General features: G+C 35.2%; 19 protein-coding genes. 14 read left to right on the forward strand and 5 right to left on the reverse strand.

What is annotated here, in order from left to right; genetic code table 11:
- Positions 1-4: 4 nt before the first annotated feature.
- The 3 genes from porG to LNP23_RS08315 form a co-directional block, all read right to left on the reverse strand.
- Positions 5-688 (reverse strand): type IX secretion system protein PorG, encoded by a 684-nt coding sequence (gene porG, locus LNP23_RS08305; RefSeq protein WP_047773168.1) that lies wholly within the window; start codon positions 686-688, stop codon positions 5-7.
- 173 nt (positions 689-861) lie between these two features.
- Positions 862-1,746 carry an NAD kinase gene (locus tag LNP23_RS08310; protein WP_047773169.1) on the reverse strand — a complete coding sequence of 295 codons (885 nt, stop codon included), beginning with the start codon at positions 1,744-1,746 and terminating at the stop codon, positions 862-864.
- Between the two features lie 92 nt (positions 1,747-1,838).
- The gene (locus tag LNP23_RS08315) at positions 1,839-2,498 is read right to left on the reverse strand and encodes a CBS domain-containing protein (RefSeq protein WP_047773171.1); all 660 of its coding nucleotides are present in this window, start codon (positions 2,496-2,498) and stop codon (positions 1,839-1,841) included.
- Between the two features lie 116 nt (positions 2,499-2,614).
- On the opposite strand from LNP23_RS08315, the gene LNP23_RS08320 reads away from it, so the two are divergent.
- The 7 genes from LNP23_RS08320 (at position 2,615) to clpX (ending at position 8,654) form a co-directional block, all read left to right on the forward strand.
- A complete protein-coding gene (locus LNP23_RS08320) occupies positions 2,615-3,328 on the forward strand; it encodes a pyridoxine 5'-phosphate synthase (RefSeq protein ID WP_230004544.1) in 714 nt (237 codons plus the stop codon).
- A gap of 6 nt (positions 3,329-3,334) precedes the next feature.
- Complete coding sequence (locus tag LNP23_RS08325) at positions 3,335-4,099, forward strand: alpha/beta fold hydrolase (protein WP_230004545.1); 765 nt, start codon at positions 3,335-3,337, stop codon at positions 4,097-4,099.
- A 38-nt stretch (positions 4,100-4,137) separates the two neighbouring features.
- Positions 4,138-4,626, forward strand: a complete 489-nt coding sequence (locus LNP23_RS08330; protein ID WP_230004546.1) for a YdcF family protein — start codon at positions 4,138-4,140, stop codon at positions 4,624-4,626.
- A 38-nt stretch (positions 4,627-4,664) separates the two neighbouring features.
- Positions 4,665-5,009, forward strand: coding sequence for a phage holin family protein (locus LNP23_RS08335; protein ID WP_047773176.1), 345 nt, complete (start codon positions 4,665-4,667; stop codon positions 5,007-5,009).
- Between the two features lie 117 nt (positions 5,010-5,126).
- Positions 5,127-6,449 (forward strand): trigger factor, encoded by a 1,323-nt coding sequence (locus LNP23_RS08340; protein ID WP_047773178.1) that lies wholly within the window; start codon positions 5,127-5,129, stop codon positions 6,447-6,449.
- Between the two features lie 220 nt (positions 6,450-6,669).
- Positions 6,670-7,344, forward strand: a complete 675-nt coding sequence (clpP, locus tag LNP23_RS08345; protein ID WP_047773182.1) for an ATP-dependent Clp endopeptidase proteolytic subunit ClpP — start codon at positions 6,670-6,672, stop codon at positions 7,342-7,344.
- Positions 7,345-7,421: 77 nt separating this feature from the next.
- On the forward strand, positions 7,422-8,654 hold the full coding sequence (gene clpX / locus LNP23_RS08350; RefSeq protein ID WP_047773185.1) for an ATP-dependent Clp protease ATP-binding subunit ClpX: 1,233 nt from the start codon (positions 7,422-7,424) through the stop codon (positions 8,652-8,654).
- A 715-nt stretch (positions 8,655-9,369) separates the two neighbouring features.
- Here the strand turns inward: clpX and LNP23_RS08355 are convergent.
- On the reverse strand, positions 9,370-10,335 hold the full coding sequence (locus tag LNP23_RS08355) for a GlxA family transcriptional regulator (protein WP_230004547.1): 966 nt from the start codon (positions 10,333-10,335) through the stop codon (positions 9,370-9,372).
- A 140-nt stretch (positions 10,336-10,475) separates the two neighbouring features.
- On the opposite strand from LNP23_RS08355, the gene LNP23_RS08360 reads away from it, so the two are divergent.
- From LNP23_RS08360 to serB, 6 genes are all read left to right on the forward strand, one after another.
- Positions 10,476-10,883, forward strand: coding sequence for a VOC family protein (locus LNP23_RS08360; protein ID WP_230004548.1), 408 nt, complete (start codon positions 10,476-10,478; stop codon positions 10,881-10,883).
- A gap of 32 nt (positions 10,884-10,915) precedes the next feature.
- The gene (locus LNP23_RS08365; protein WP_230004549.1) at positions 10,916-11,323 is read left to right on the forward strand and encodes an SRPBCC family protein; all 408 of its coding nucleotides are present in this window, start codon (positions 10,916-10,918) and stop codon (positions 11,321-11,323) included.
- An 11-nt stretch (positions 11,324-11,334) separates the two neighbouring features.
- Positions 11,335-11,751: a VOC family protein gene (locus LNP23_RS08370; protein ID WP_047773192.1), complete on the forward strand. Its 417-nt coding sequence runs from the start codon at positions 11,335-11,337 to the stop codon at positions 11,749-11,751.
- A 2-nt stretch (positions 11,752-11,753) separates the two neighbouring features.
- Complete coding sequence (locus LNP23_RS08375) at positions 11,754-12,188, forward strand: SRPBCC family protein (RefSeq protein WP_047773194.1); 435 nt, start codon at positions 11,754-11,756, stop codon at positions 12,186-12,188.
- Between the two features lie 49 nt (positions 12,189-12,237).
- A complete protein-coding gene (locus LNP23_RS08380; RefSeq protein WP_047773196.1) occupies positions 12,238-12,678 on the forward strand; it encodes a VOC family protein in 441 nt (146 codons plus the stop codon).
- A 236-nt stretch (positions 12,679-12,914) separates the two neighbouring features.
- Positions 12,915-14,144, forward strand: a complete 1,230-nt coding sequence (gene serB, locus LNP23_RS08385; RefSeq protein ID WP_230004550.1) for a phosphoserine phosphatase SerB — start codon at positions 12,915-12,917, stop codon at positions 14,142-14,144.
- A gap of 413 nt (positions 14,145-14,557) precedes the next feature.
- On the opposite strand, the gene LNP23_RS08390 is transcribed toward serB, so the two are convergent.
- Entirely contained in the window at positions 14,558-16,069 is a 1,512-nt protein-coding gene (locus LNP23_RS08390) for a GH3 auxin-responsive promoter family protein (RefSeq protein WP_230004551.1), read from the reverse strand.
- Positions 16,070-16,304: 235 nt separating this feature from the next.
- Here LNP23_RS08390 and LNP23_RS08395 point away from each other — a divergent pair, with 235 nt between their 5' ends.
- Entirely contained in the window at positions 16,305-17,099 is a 795-nt protein-coding gene (locus LNP23_RS08395) for a DUF2797 domain-containing protein (RefSeq protein WP_047773202.1), read from the forward strand.
- Positions 17,100-17,126: the final 27 nt, after the last annotated feature.

The following is a 17,126-nucleotide window of genomic DNA, read 5'->3' on the forward strand; positions in this document are numbered from 1 at the left end:
TGTATTAATATGCGCAATAGCAAGGTTTTTGTCCAAAGGTATACGTTAAAGTAACACCTGAGAATACATACCAATCATTATTATTTAAATTTCCAAAACGTAAAGGAGCTAAATTTCCATTGCTGGGATTGCTTCCGTCAATATTATCAGTAAAGGTATAACGCACTCCGGCTTCTGCAGCTAAAATCAGATGTGGCGTTATATTCGATTTTATACCCAATATAATAGGTATTGCAAACGAATTTGAATTTTTGATTTTTCTGGTTTGTCCACCCGAGATATACAAATCATCATAGTTGAAGAAACTCAATCCCGAAAACAGATATGGTGTAACTTTAGGATGATAATCGTGAAGATTAAAATCAAAAAAGTTAAATTCCAGACCAGCCGACAGTTCTTTTATGTTGTTTTTAAATTTATAACCTCTGTTGCTTCTTCCGGTTTCTTTAGAATCAAGGTCATTTCCTATTACGGTAGACTGAGTGTAAGAGAAACGGTAGGAATGGCGTGGGCTTCGGTTCCATTTATACAGTATACCAAAAGCCGGTTTTTCAGGAGCGATATAGGTGGTCTTTCCTACGTCTCCTACAAAGTTACTTCCACCCAAGAAAACACCAATCTCATTTATTTGAGCACTTAGTGTTAAGAAGGGGAAAAAACAGAACAATAAATTAAAAATTTTCTTCATTTAATTCAGAATTGCGTGCAAATATAATAATTATCAATACGAATCAAAGTTTCTTTAGTAAAATGTGCTTTTTTTTCAATTTACGATATGATTTTTAGACATTTAATGATGATTCGCTACATGCAGAACGGGAAAAAGTACCGCAATAGTATACTTGTGAATCAGAAAAGAGATTAATTTCTTTTGTCCTCTCCCCAAAGCAATTTGTTTCTCAAGGTTTTCAAGAAAGTCTCGCCTGGGATTTCGACCATTTTTATTTTAAAATTGGTCTTTTTTATGGTTAAAATGGATTCGTTTTTTACAGAAGCAACTCTGGAATCCAGTGAAACTAAATATTGATCGTCTCTACCCGAAACACGAAGTTTTACCTCGGTATCATCTGGAATTACAAGAGGTCTTGCCGTTAAATTATGAGGGGCAATAGGGGTAATCACTAAACTTTTGACGTCTGGCGTTAATAATGGTCCTCCGCAACTTAAGGAATATCCTGTAGACCCTGTTGGTGTAGAGATGATTAAACCATCCGCCCAGTACGAAGTCAGGTACTCATTGTTCAAATGCGTTTCAACTGTAATCATCGAGGTCGTGTCCTTTCTGCTTATGGTAACCTCATTCATGGCAAAGTTTAATTCGGCTATAGCATCATTTTTTGGCTCACAAGTCAGGCTTAATAAAGTTCTCTCAGAAATCGTGTAGTTTTTGTCGACTACAAACTGTAAAAAACTATCAATCTTTTCTTTTTGTACGGTGGCTAAAAATCCGAGTCTTCCAGCATTTATTCCTAAGATTGGAACGCCTGAATCCCGAACTAGAGTAGCTGCTCTCAAAATAGTCCCGTCACCGCCAATGCTGATCAACATTTCAAAGCTATCATCTAAAGAAGTAGTCGAAGAAAAGGTGTTGTACTCCGCATTAATAAGTTGCTTTTCATAAAGCATTTTTAGAAAATTTTCTTCAATTACCATTTCAACGTTGTTCGAATTGAAGAACAAGAAAATGTCTTTTATGATCGGTTCCGTACTGTTTTGATAATATTGTCCGTAAATCGCTACTTTCATTCTTTTTGTTTAGATAATGAGAAAATTTGATGATGTGTCAATGTCTTGGGGGACGATCTGATTGACTCATTTTCTGCTTGTTATATTTTAAATTATATATTAAGGTACTTGTCCAGATAGTCAGAACGTTCTTTTAAACTGTTGATATAGGTGTCTTCCTGATGTTCTGAAATAATTTCGTAATTGTATCTTCTGAAAGTCTGAATGATTTCATTCATGGCTCCCAACCCGATTTTTATCGTGATCTGAACATTCTCGAGATCGGCTTCAGAGATAAAACAACCCAGAATTTTACCGTTATTGCTTTCTACAATCTGAGTGATCTGACTCATGGAGTAGTCTATAAGTCCTTTTTGAACGATAATGATGCCACCTTGTTCTTTTAAAAATGGAGTTTCTTTAAAAAACTTCATTATATCTTCCATTTCATAATAGCCGATATAGGTGTTGTTTTCGTCCAGAACAGGAACGGTGTTGGTGTGATTTTTAGCAAAAACCTCTAAAAGATCTAACCAAATCATTGATTTTCGCGCAAAAAAACGTTCAAACGTATATTTATAGTCAATTGTTTTTTTGTCCGTATCAAAAGTTTCAACATCATCAGAGGAGATGCTCCCAATGTAAATACCATTCTCTAAAACCGGAAAATGGGAAAAACTTAGGTCAGCAAAAAAGTCCTGAACCGACGCTATCGTTTCCTGGCTGTCGATTGCTCGAAAATCGTTTGTGATATAGTTGGTAATTTCTGTCATAGATCAATTGTGGATATTTGATGCAAAATAATCAAAAAATAGCAAAAACTGCTACCTTTTACTTTGTATTTTTGTGGTAACAAATATAATGTTACTAGAATTAATTATCTATTTATATGACAAAATTAAGTGTAAATATCAATAAAATTGCAACGTTGCGAAATGCCCGTGGCGGAAATGTTCCTGATTTATTAAAAGTGGCGAGAGATATCCAGAATTTCGGAGGACAAGGAATCACGATTCACCCACGTCCGGATGAACGACATATTCGCTATCAGGATGCACGCGATTTAAAAGCCATTGTACATACCGAATATAATATTGAAGGAAATCCACAGCATAATTTTATTGATTTGGTTTTAGAGTGTAAACCAACACAAGTTACCTTAGTTCCTGATGCAATTGGGGCCATTACTTCTTCTGCCGGTTGGGATACTATAAAAAATGAATCTTATTTAAGTGAGGTTATTCAGGAATTTCAGCGTAACGGAATCAGAACTTCGATTTTTGTAGACCCGGTTCTGGAAATAATTGAAGGTGCCAAAAAAACAGGGGCGGACCGAATTGAATTGTATACAGAAGCTTTTGCACATCAATACGGTTTAGGAAATAAAAATGGAATTGATCCTTACGTTGAAGCAGCAAAAGTAGCCAACGAATTGGGTCTAGGGATTAATGCAGGTCATGACTTAAGTTTGGATAATATTCAATTCTTCAAACAAAACATTCCGGGATTATTAGAGGTGTCTATTGGGCATGCCTTAATTTCAGAAGCGCTTTATCTTGGTTTGGATAATGTGGTGAATATGTATTTGCAAAAATTAAAATAAGACTTTATGCTTTATTCAAAAATAGAAGGCGAAGGGAAACCTTTCGTCATCATGCATGGTTTTTTAGGAATGTCAGATAACTGGAAAACGCTTGCTTCGCAATATGCAGCGTCAGGTTTTCAGGTTCATGTTTTGGATTTGCGAAATCATGGACGCAGTTTTCATTCCGATGAATTTACCTATGAAGCAATGGCAAAGGACGTGTTCGAATATTGCCAGGCAAATCAGCTAAGCAAAATTGATATTTTAGGACATTCGATGGGAGGGAAGGTAGCGATGCTTTTCGCGACGACTTATCCGGAATTAGTAGATAAATTAATTGTGGCTGATATTGGTCCGAGATTTTACAACCAGCATCATCAGGATATTTTGGCGGGGTTAAATGCAGTTGATTTTTCTGTAAAGCCAAGTAGAAATGACGTAGAGGCTATTTTGACACAATATGTTCCGGATTTTGGAACCCGTCAGTTTTTAATGAAAAATTTATATTGGCAGGAACCCGGACAACTGGCTTTTCGTTTTAATCTGGCTGTTTTTAATGGTAACTTAGATGCTATAGGAAAAGCGTTGGCAGACGGTTTAGTTTTTGATAAACCGACCTTGTTTATACGTGGAGGAAGTTCCGGTTATATTAAGGACGAAGATATGGAGGAAATACGTCAGCATTTTCCGGATGTGAAATTAGATACTATACCTAATGCAGGACATTGGCTTCATGCTGAAAATCCAAAATTGTTTTTTGAACTGACAACGGCATTTTTAAAAGAGTAAGTTTTGAGGATGATGATTACTGTTATTAAAGTTAAAGGATGAAAGTTTTAATTGTACTGGGGTCTCCAAATTCAGAACTTGGAAATTTAGAGCAAATAGCGCTGGATCGATTAGATTATTGTTTGGATATTTTTGAACCAAAGGATAACTATATTATTTGTACAGGAGGTTTTGGAGCGCATTTTAATACAGCGCCTTATCCGCATGCAGACTATGCAATGAATTATTTAACAGAGAATGGACTTAGTGCGGAAAACTTCTTAGAAGCGGCCTTGTCTGCTAATACAGTTGAAGACGCAGTATTAGCAAAAAAGATATTGATTAAACACCACTTAAATACGATTGTTGTGATTACTTCTGACTATCATGTAGAAAGAGTGAAGCTTATTTTTGATGAAATTTTAGGATTTGATAACGTGGAATATGCCGGAGTAGTCCATGCTATTTCTGACACGGAAAAAGAGCGATTGGTTATCCATGAAAAAAAAGCAATCAATGGAATTTTAAGCAAAGGCTTATATTATTAAATTTTAGTACTTTTAAATAAATTTTAAACCATACAATTATGAATTTATTACTCAGACTTCTTGTTACCGCTGCCTTGGTTTTGGTGATCGCTCACTTTTTGCCAGGTGTTCATGTTGCCAGTTTTACCACCGCTGTAATTGTTGCGGTAGTTTTAGGGTTGCTGAATCTTTTTATAAAACCAATATTGGTCATTCTGACTTTTCCCGTTACGATTGTGACGTTGGGCTTGTTTTTACTGGTGATTAACGCCATTATTATTCTACTGTGCACTAATATTGTCGGAGGTTTTAAAGTGGAGTCTTTCTGGACCGCATTATTCTTCAGTATTATATTGTCTATTCTTCAATCTATTACTTATAAAATTGTAGGAGACGATAAATAAACTAAAATCAAAGCCGAATAAAAAAGGGCTTCAAATACAATAGGTTAAAAACTTGGTTGGGTTGCAAAAATTTTATAATTTTGCAACCCAATTTTATTACGTAAATTAAAGAACACGATGGATATTAAAAGAGTAGCAATAGACGCTGTTAATGAAGTGATTGTGATGAACGTTGTTCACATGGACTACAAAGGGCAGGTGCAAAAAAGAATAAACGAAAAAATGCCTTTAGCAACTGTAAAAGGTTTTAGAAAAGGACAAGTACCTAAAGACCTTGTTGAAAAACAATACGGAAAAGGTATTAAACAAGAAGAAATTCAAAAAGTAGTTGATTTAGCTTTAGAGCGTTTTGTACAATCTGAAAGATTAAATCTATTAGGAACTCCTCTTGCTAAAGTAAACGAAAACTTCGATTGGGATGCTGAAGAGTTAACTTTCGAATACGAAATTGGTTTAGTGCCAAACTTCGAAATTAATTTAGAAGCTAAAAATGATATCGTAAAATATATCGTTACAGCTGATGCTAAATTAATCGACGGTCAGGTAGAGCGTATCCAAAAACAATTCGGAAAAGCAATTCCTCAAGAAGCTGTTGTTGCAGATTCTGACTTAACAGGAACTTTTTCTAATGAAGAAAACGGAATCAATAACACAACTACCATTTCTGTAGCTACTTTCAACAAAGCTGCCGGAGATAAATTCATCGGTAAAAAAGTAGGAGACGTTGTTGCAGTAAGCACAAAAGGTTTATTCGAAGATGATCACCAATTAATGGACTACCTAAAAGTAGGTCATGATAATGTTCACGGTTTAGATATCGAAGTAAACTTTACTATCGAAGCTATCAACGGAGCTGAATTGGCAGAATTAAACCAGGATTTATTTGATAAACTTTTTGGTGAAGGAAAAGTAGCTTCATTAGAAGACTTAAAAGCTAAAATCAAAGAAGATGCTGAAGCGCAATTTGCACAACAAGCAGATCAAAAATTATTGTTAGACGTTCAGGATTTCCTTATCGAAAGTACAAAATTTGATTTACCGTCAGAATTCCTTAAAAAATGGTTGCAAACTGTTGGAGAGAAAAAACTTTCTGCAGAAGAAGCTGAAGTAGAATATGCAAGATCTGAAAAAGGATTGCGTTTTCAATTGATTGAAGGAAAAGCAATGGCTCAAAGCAATATCCAAATTACATTTGAAGATTTGAAAGCTTTTACAACAAACGCGATCAGACAACAAATGGCTCAATTTGGTCAAACAAACCCAACTGACGAGGAAGTACAAGGAATCGTGGCTAGAGTTTTATCTAACCAAGAGGAAGTAAAAAGACTTTCTGAGCAAGTTGTTGCAGAGAAATTGTTAGAGTTGTTTAAAGAGAAAGCAAATCCAACAACTAAAGAAGTAACTTACGAAGAATTTATTGCTGCATCATACGGAGAATAATTTCTGAAAAAATAAGTATATTTGAGCGTCAATTGATATTTTCTTTTGACGCTCTTTTTTTTTGTTTCAGGTTTCAGGTTTCAAGTTCATGAAACCTGAAACTTGAAACCTGAAACTTTTTTTAGAGAAAAGACGACATATTGGCATTATTCATAAAAAGGTATGACCTTTGATAAATTAAAATAGACATCAAATAAACTTAAACTTAGAACAGATACATATGAACTACGGTAAAGAATTTAAAAAATTTGCTACAAAGCACCAAGGAGTAAATGCCATGTACTATGATAAAATCGTAGCGGCAATGAACCCAACTAATATGACTCCATATATTATCGAAGAACGTCAGTTGAATATTTCTCAATTAGATGTTTTCTCCCGATTAATGATGGACAGAATTATCTTTTTAGGAACAGGTATCGACGACCAGATCGCTAATATCGTTCAGGCACAATTACTTTTCCTGGAAAGTGCTGATGCATCAAAAGACATTCAGATTTATTTAAATTCTCCGGGAGGAAGCGTTTACGCAGGATTAGGGATTTATGACACTATGCAATACATCAAACCTGACGTAGCGACAATTTGTACCGGTATGGCAGCTTCTATGGGAGCCGTTTTACTATGTGCAGGAGCAGCAGGAAAACGTTCCGCTTTACCACATTCAAGAGTAATGATTCACCAACCATCAGGAGGAGCACAAGGAGTAGCTACCGATATGGAAATCAACTTACGTGAAATGTTGAAACTAAAAGATGAATTGTACAACATCATCTCACAACATTCAGGGCAAACTTTTGATAAAGTACACAAAGACAGCGAGCGTGATTACTGGATGATCGCAGACGAAGCTAAAGAATACGGAATGATTGATGAGGTGTTGAGAAGAGGATAAAAATTGGTTTAAAGTTTCAGGTTTTAAGTTGCTATTGTTAACTTGGAACCTGAAACTTGAAACTTGAAACATAAGAAATGGCAAAAGTAGTATTAGAATGTTCGTTTTGTGGAAGAAAAAAGCCAGAAACCAATTTATTGATTGCAGGTATCAATGCACATATCTGTGATAAGTGTATTGAACAGGCACACGGAATTGTATTAGAAGAATTAAAATCAAGCGGAAGTGCAAAACTAGTTGGGGACTTAATCTTAAAGAAACCAAAAGAAATTAGAGCTTTCTTGGATCAATATGTAATTGGTCAGGATCAGACTAAAAAAGTAATGTCGGTTGCGGTTTACAATCACTACAAACGTTTAATGCAACAGCAATTAGACGACGAAGTAGAGATCGAAAAAAGTAATATCATTATGGTAGGTCAGACCGGAACTGGAAAAACATTGGTGGCAAAAACGATTGCTAAGATGTTAGACGTTCCTTTGGCTATTGTGGATGCAACGGTACTTACAGAAGCAGGTTACGTAGGAGAAGATGTTGAAAGTATTTTGACACGTTTGCTACAAGCCGCTGATTATGATGTAACCAAAGCCGAAAGAGGAATCGTATTTATTGATGAAATTGATAAAATCGCCCGTAAGAGCGATAATCCATCTATAACACGTGACGTTTCAGGTGAAGGAGTACAACAAGCATTATTGAAATTACTGGAAGGAACAGTTGTAAACGTACCACCAAAAGGAGGTCGTAAACATCCGGATCAGAAATTTGTAGAAGTAAATACCCAAAACATCCTGTTTATTGCAGGTGGAGCTTTTGATGGAGTAGAGCGTATTATTTCAAAACGTTTAAACCGTCAGGCCGTTGGATATTCTACTTCTAAAAATGTAGACAATATCGACAAAGACAATTTGTTGCAATATATTATTCCAAAAGACATTAAAGATTTCGGATTGATTCCGGAGATTATCGGTCGTTTACCGGTTTTAACGCACATGGATCCTTTGGACAGAGAAACGTTACGTGCAATCTTAACGCAGCCTAAAAATGCCTTAATCAAACAATATCAAAAGTTATTTTTGATGGACGAAGTTGAATTCAGTATCACGGATGAAGCTTTAGATTTTATTGTTGACAAAGCATTAGAATACAAATTAGGAGCACGTGGATTGCGTTCGTTATGTGAAGCAATCTTAACCGATGCGATGTATGAATTACCAAGTTCAGACGACAAAACACTGACAATTGACAGAGAGTATGCCGAACATACACTAAGCAAAAATTTATTGAAGAGAATGGAAATTGCTTCGTAAAACAATACTATAAAACGCCTCATCTGAGGCGTTTTTTTTTTTTTGACTGAAAAGTGGTTTTTTAATTCTCGACGCAGTAAAAAAAAGAGATTGATCTTTTAGTTGTTAAGCTAATGAGGGGCGGTTTAAACCATATAAGTGATGTAAGTTCATTTAATTCTATGCTTATATTTTCTTCAATGAGTTGTATAGTTTAATTTTTTGCGACTTTCCGTCTTTGCGAGAGAAATAGTTCCAATGTTTGCAAGACATTTGTCGCAAGGAGAGTTATAAGTTAATCTAATTCAAAACTTATATTTTCTTCTATGACTTATATGGTTTAATTTTTTGCGACTTTGCAAGAAAAATAGTTCCAATGTTTCAAGACATTTTTCACAAAGAGAATTATAAGTTCACTTAAGTTAAAGCTTATATTTTCTTCTATGACTTATATGGTTTAATTTTTTGCGTCTTTGCGAGAAAAATAGTTCCAATGTTTACAAGACATTTATCACAAGGAGAGTTTAAGTTAATCTAATTCAAAACTTATATTTTCTTCTATGACTTATATGGTTTAATTTTTTGCGTCTTTGCGAGAAAAATAGCTCCAATGTTTACAGGACATTTGTCACAAGGAGAGTTATAAGTTAATCGAATTCAAAACTTATATTTTCTTACATCACTTATATGGTTTAAAATTTTTTGCGACTTTGCCTTTTACTCCAAAAAGCGTAATTTACTGCACCCTAAACTTGTCGCGATATTCAATAGGTTTCATACCGACCATTTTATAAAACACTTTTCTAAATGCTTTAGGATCATTATAACCTGTTTTTTCTATAATTTCAGAGATTGAAAGCTGCGTTTGCTCCAGGTATTTCTTTGAACTCTCTACTCTTATATTCTGTAAATATTCAATAGGCGGAATTCCCGTAACCAGTTTAAAACGACGTGTCATGTTTCGGGCGCTGGTGGGAATATCTTTGGTGATCTCTTCCAGTTTTTCTATGGTACTGTATTGATTCTCTATTTTTTGCTGTAGCATGGCAACCAGACTGTCATTATGCAAATGATTGGGTCTGAACGTGCTGAAATAACTCTGTTTGTATCGGTTTAAATCAATCGAGAAAATCTTGGCGATTTGAACTGCAATCTCATTTCCGCAATATTTCTGAACCAATAGAATCAATAAATGAAAGGTTGAGGTCGAACCTCCACTGGTATACAAACTCCCATCTGCCGTTAAAGTTTCCTCTGATTTTAGTTTGACTAATGGAAAAGCTTTAGTAAAGGCACTACAGGCATCTACATGTGTAGTAGCCAGCTTTTCATTTAGTAAACCTGAAGCAGCAAACAAAAACGCACCGGTACAAAAACTAGCCAATTCAGCTCCTTTTTTGTGTTGCTTTTGTAACCACGGAATAAAACTTTTGTTCTTCGCAATCACCTCACTCATATTGTCTGTAGTAAAAGCGGGAATCAAAATCAATTCCGGATGTTCTTCAGAAGTTTCTATTGGTTGTACTTCATATCCAAACAAGTGTTCCTGATTGATCTGTTCGGAAGATTGAAAGATCATAATCTCAAAAGGTTTTTCAATTCCGGTATGCAATTTATTAGTGGTTTCAAAAACTTCTAAAATCGCTGCAATGCTCAATAATTTATAGTCATGCGGTACAATTAGACCTATTTTTTTGCTCATGGTTTGTTGCTTTTTGAAAGTTAATCTCTACACAAAAGTATAAAAATTGTCTCATATGACCCTAAAAATGACTTTTATTGTATTCTTAAGGATTGTTTAAAATTCTAAATTTGTCTTAAATAATTAGTAATTTTATAAATATGAAAACAGAAATTTTCTTAAATCTTCCAGTAAAAGATTTAAAACGGTCCATGGATTTTTTTACAGAATTGGGTTTTACATTCAATATGAACTTTACAGATGATAAAGCAGCTTGTTTGGAAATTGGCGAAAATATTTTTGCTATGCTTCTCTTGGAGGAGTTCTTTAAAACCTTTACTAATAAACAAATTTGTGACACCTCCAAAAGCACTGAATTTTTAACGGCTTTATCCGTTGACAGTCGTGAAAAAGTAGATGAGATAATAGCGGCCGTTGTAAAAGCCGGAGGAACAGAATATATGGAGGCAAAAGACTATGGTTGGATGTACCAAAAAGCCTTTTTAGATCCGGACGGACATCATTGGGAAATCTTCTTCATGGATGAAAGTCAGGCTCCTTCAAATTAAATTTTTAACTAACAATATAAACTTAAACAACTATGATTACAGTAAAGAATACAATTGACGCACCGATAAGTAAAGTTTGGGAATTTTGGACATTACCGGAACACATTACAAAATGGAACACACCTTCGCCGGACTGGCATACCCCTTATGCTGAAAATGATGTAAAAGAGGGCGGAAAATTCAAATCGACTATGGCTGCAAAAGATGGCAGTATGAGTTTTGATTTTGAAGGAGAATATACGTTGGTCAAACAAAACGAAGCCATCAATTATGTAATAGCAGACGGACGTAAAGTGGAGATTAGCTTTAAGCAAACGCCAAACGGAGTAGAAGTGGTTGAAAGTTTTGACCCTGAAACAGAAAATTCGGAAGAAATGCAACGCGGAGGCTGGCAGGCTATTATGGATAGTTTTAAAAGTTATGTAGAAAGTGCAACCTAAAACGGACAAAGATGACAAAACAAATTTGGTTGAATCTACCTGTTAAGAATGTAGCAAAAGCAAAAGCCTTTTTTTTGAAAGTAGGGTTTACTTTTAATGAGCAACAGGATACGCCCAGCTCGACTTGTATGTTGGTTGGAGAAAAGAATTTTGTAGTAATGCTTTTTGAAGATGCTTTGTTTGAGAGCTTTTCTCAGAACAAAATTACAGATACACAATCGAGTTCAGAAATCCTGATTTCGATTGATGCCGAAAGTAAAGAGGAAGTAGATGCATTAGCAGAAAAGGTAAAAGCAGCCGGAGGGATTGTTTTTGCTCCGCCGGCAGAAAACCAGGGTTGGATGTATGGTTTTGGTTTTGCCGATTTAGACGGTCATCGCTGGAATGTTTTATATATGGATTTTAGTAAACTACCACAACAAAATTAGATATGGAAAGATTAGAATTTGCAATTAGAATAAAGGCTTCACGAGAGAAAATATGGTCAGTTTTATGGGAGGAGGAAACCTATAAGAAATGGACTGAAGTTTTCTGCGAAGGTTCCTCTACAATAAGTAACTGGAACGAAGGAGATACAATACATTTTTTATCCCCTGGAGGTGAAGGAATGTATAGCATTATTGAAACAAAGATTCCTAACGAATATATGGCTTTTAAACATTTAGGTGAACTAAAAGATTTTAAGGAAATGCCCATTGATGAGGAAACAAAAAAATGGAGCGGTGCCATGGAAACGTATCGATTAACAGCTGACGGCGAATTTACTGATTTGGTGGCTCACGTTGATGTAGTCGAAAAATACCTGGATTACTTCAAAGAGACTTTTCCAAAAGGATTGGAAAAAGTAAAAGAATTAGCAGAATAAGAATAAATGATCAATGACAATAAATAATAACAACAAACAATAAAATATCATGGCAACAGTAAACCCTTATTTAATATTTAATGGAAATTGCGAAGAAGCATTCCTATTTTATAAATCAGTTTTTGGAGGAGAATTTCCATATATCGGAAAATTTAAAGATATGCCTGAAGGCGAAGAAGGATGTACAGGTGCATCAGAAAAAGATGCAGACAGAATCATGCACGTTTCTTTACCAATTGGAGATACTATTTTGATGGGAAGCGATAGCAGCGAACAATCCGGAGATGTAGTGGTTGGTGGAAATTTCTCCGTTTCAATTAATGTAGCAAGTACAGAAGAAGCAGATCGAATTTTTAACGGATTATCAGCTGGCGGAGCGGTTTATATGCCGATGGAAAAAACATTTTGGGGTGCTTATTTCGGAATGTTCAAAGATAAATTTGACATCAGCTGGATGGTAAATTTTGATGAAAATATGCCAAGTAAATAAAGACTGATAAGCAATTATTCTATCTTTAAAAGACTAAAAAATGATTCCTCAAAATGGAGTCATTTTTTGTTTGAAGTTACCAAAAGTATATTTATTTTAATAATTAGTGTTAAATGTTAAATTAATTAAAAAATAGCCATTGATTTGTGTTTTTTAGGTCTAAAAAAACAATGATTATTCTTTTTTATCAACAATAGATTGCCGATTTTTGTCGCTTCGTAATCAATAAAGAAAACATGGCAGCAGAAGGCAAAGAGATTATTTTATTAAAAGTTTCCGGTCATGATAAGCCGGGAGTTACAGCTGGTTTAACAGCGGTATTGGCAACTTATGATGCTGTTATTTTAGATATAGGTCAGGCCGATATTCACGATACACTTTCATTAGGAATTTTATTCGAAATTGAATCCGGCTCAAGTTCCGGACCTGTTTTAAAAGATTTGTTGTTTAAAGCTTACGAATTGGAAATCAAAGTGAAATTTACTCCGATTTCTATTGAAGATTACGAAACCTGGGTAAAATCGCAATCAAGACAACGTTATATCATTAATATTTTAGGAGAGCAATTGGCCGCTTCACAATTGGCCGCAGTGACTAAAATATTGTCTGATCAAAATCTGAATATTGATTCCATTATAAGACTAACGGGCAGAACTTCTATTATTGAAATAGAAGAAAATCCTCGTTCTTGCATACAATTAGCGGTAACCGGAGAAATTGTAGATAAAATTGTCATGACGGCCAGTTTTATGCAGATTTCAAGAACTTTAGATGTTGATATTTCTTTCCAGGAAGACAATATTTACAGAAGAAACAGACGTCTGGTTTGTTTTGATATGGATTCGACATTGATTCAGACCGAAGTAATTGACGAGTTAGCCGAATTAAACGGAGTAGGTGAGCAGGTAAGAGCAATTACAGAACAGGCCATGAACGGTGAAATTGATTTTAACGATAGCTTCAAGCAGCGCATGGCTTTATTGGAAGGATTGAGTGAAGATGTTTTACGATCTGTTGCAGAAAAATTACCTATAACAAAAGGAGCCCATCGTCTGATGAAAGCCTTAAAATACTACGGATATAAAACAGCAATCCTTTCCGGAGGATTCACCTATTTTGGCGAATACTTGCAAAAGGAATTAGGAATTGATTATGTTCACGCGAATCAGTTGGAAATTATAGACGGTAAGCTGACCGGTAAATATTTAGGAGATATTATCGACGGACAGAAAAAAGCAGAGCATTTAAAAGCTATCGCCGACAAAGAAGGAATTCATATTAACCAAACAATAGCTGTGGGTGACGGTGCAAATGACTTACCGATGCTAAACTTAGCCGGTTTGGGAATCGCTTTTCACGCCAAACAAAAAGTAAAAGAAAACGCCGCGACCTCAATTTCAAGCTTAGGACTTGACGGTGTTTTGTATCTGTTAGGGTATCACGACAGGTATATTGATATGATGTAGGCTTCGACTTCGCTCAGCCTGACAATGGGAGTTATTGAGCCTGACAGTTGGAGTTGGATTCAATAAGTCTGCGAATAGAACAGCAGGTTTTAATTTGTGAAAATTAGTGTAATTCGTGGCAAAACTAAACCTTACGCAAGTACATTGATATAGTGTAACAATTAAGGTGTCACCCTGAGCGAAGTCGAAGGCTTTTAAGCGATAAAGGGGCTTCGACTTCGCTCAGCCTGACAATGTGAGTTTATTAAGTTTGAGAATATAGAACAGCAGGTTTTAATTTGCGATAATTAGAGTAATTCGTGGCAAAAAAACTATAGCACCTTCAATCATTCCAGATCCCCAAAGTTTTACCCCAGGTTGGAATTTGGAATTTCAAAAGTTTGGAATTTAAAAAATTTGGAATTTCAAAAAAATCACGACATTTCCTTCAACTGTTCCAGATAATCTCTCTGATTCGAAAGTCTCGGAATTTTATGTTGACCACCCAATTTGTCTCTTTCCTTTAGCCAGTCGTAAAACAAATTTTCTCTGGCAATGTTAATTACCAAAGGATTTAAGGTCATGTTGTTGTAGCGTTTGGCTTCGTAATCAGAGTTTAAAGTCTGTAAGGTTTCATCCAGTACTTTTTGGAAAAGCCCTACATCTGCCGGTTTTTTCTTGAATTCGATCATCCATTCGTGTGCTCCTTTTTCTTTGTCCTTCATGAAAATAGGGGCAACCGTATAATCGATTACTTCTGTTTGAGTAAGTTGACAGGCTTTGGCAATGGCCTGATCGGTATTTTCGACCATTAATTCTTCACCAAATACATTGATGTGATGTTTGGTTCTTCCGGTAACTCTGATTCTATACGGGTTTAAAGAAGTAAAACGAACCGTATCACCAATCAAATAGCGCCATAGACCTGAATTTGTGGTAATAACAATAGCGTAGTTTTTATTTAATTCAACGTCAGCGAGACGAATTACTTTCTGGTTTAGAGTTCCAAAAGTATCCATTGGGATAAATTCATAGAAAATTCCATAATCCAGCATCAATAATAAATCACTCGAATTATTTAAATCCTGAATTGCAAAAAAGCCTTCTGAGGCATTGTATATTTCGTAATATTGGAAATCCTTGCTAGGTAGGATTTTCTTGTATTGTTCTTTGTAAGGAGAAAAGCTCACACCGCCGTGAAAATAAACTTCAAGGTTGGGCCATAACTCCAATAAACTTCCTTTTCCTGTATCTTCTAAAACTTTATTCATCAGAACCAACATCCACGACGGAACTCCGGCAAAGCTGGTTACATTTTCATTTTTGGTTTCATTGATGATGGCTGCAATTTTAGCTTCCCATTCGGTCATTAAAGAAGTTTTGTTGCTTGGAGTACTACTAAATTCGGCCCAGATTGGCATGTTTTCGATCAGAATGGCCGAAAGATCTCCAAAAAAAGTATTGTTGTTCTCGTAAATCTGAGAGCTTCCACCCAGACGAAGACTTTTTCCCAAAAACAATTCTGAATCTTCATTGTTGTTCAGGTACAGACAAAGCAAATCCTTACTTCCTTTATAATGACAATCTTCGAGAGCTTCATTACTGACCGGTATAAATTTACTTTTGGCATTAGTAGTTCCGCTTGACTTAGCAAACCATTTGATTGGCGTTTCCCAAAAAACACCCTGTTCACCCTGGCGCGTTCGTTCAATTAGAGGTTGCAATTCCTCGTAAGTAGCAATAGGCACCCGCTCAGCAAAAGTCTGATACGAGTTTATGGACGAAAATTCATATTGTTTTCCTATAATCGTGTTTTCAGAAGCAGTCAATAAGTTGTGTAACAATTCTTCCTGAACTTCATTCGGGTATTTTAGAAAGAGCTCTATTTGATGAATTCTTTGCTTAAGAACCCAAGATGCAAACGAGTTGATTATTGATAAGGGCATGGATAATTTTAGATTTTAGATTTTAGATTTCCGTTTTAGTATCAAAAAGCAGAAGATTTAAAATTTGAATATCGATATACAAATACTAACTTTGTCGTCATACCAAAAATAGTGTATTTTTTACAAAATACAATTTATTTAAGTTAAGAATCTAATTCAAAATTTGAATTTAAAAGGTAGAATTCACTGCCCTTAAAAGTAAATCTAAAGTCTAAAATCAGCAATCTAAAATCCAATGACATATCAAGGCGTACTTACAAAAATGCAAACAGAAATCGGAAACCCTATTCAATATTATTTGGTTTTTGATGATAGTTTTCTCAATATGAATCAATTATTGAATAAAGAAATTGAAGTCAGTTTTGTGGGATATCAATGTCTGAATTGTGGTAAAAAGAAAAAGATCTACAGACAGGGATTTTGTTATGAGTGTTTTTATTCAAGTGCGGCTGTTGGAGATTGGATTATGAGACCCGAATTGAGTACAGCACATTTAGGAATTGCAGATCGTGATTTGGAATACGAACAAAAAGTGCAATTGCAACCTCATATTGTGTACCTGGCGGTAGCGAGTGATATAAAGGTTGGGGTAACCCGTAAAACGCAAGTACCAACCCGTTGGATTGATCAGGGAGCGAGTCAGGCGATTGCAATTGTTGAGGTTCCGAATCGTTATTTGGCCGGAATTACCGAAGTTGCTTTAAAAAGCCATTATACAGACAAAACCAATTGGCGAAAAATGCTTCAGAACGAAACACAGACTTTTGACTTGATTAAAGAGAAAGAAAAAGTAGAAAGTTTAATTCCGGAAGAAGCGCGCGAGTATTTTTACAGTCAAAAAAATGATTTGTATGAATTACAATATCCGGTTTTAAATTTCCCTGCAAAAGTAACGAGTCTAAATTTAGATAAAACACCTACATTTCGAGGAAAACTAACCGGAATAAAAGGGCAGTATCTGATCTTTGAAAATGGTACTGTTTTTAATGTTCGAAGCTCAGAAGGCTATGTTGTAACCATTGCAGTTTAGTTTTTTATTGTTTAGCTAACTAGTTTA

Origin of the sequence: Flavobacterium cupriresistens (genome assembly GCF_020911925.1) — a bacterium.
Lineage (GTDB): Bacteria > Bacteroidota > Bacteroidia > Flavobacteriales > Flavobacteriaceae > Flavobacterium > Flavobacterium cupriresistens.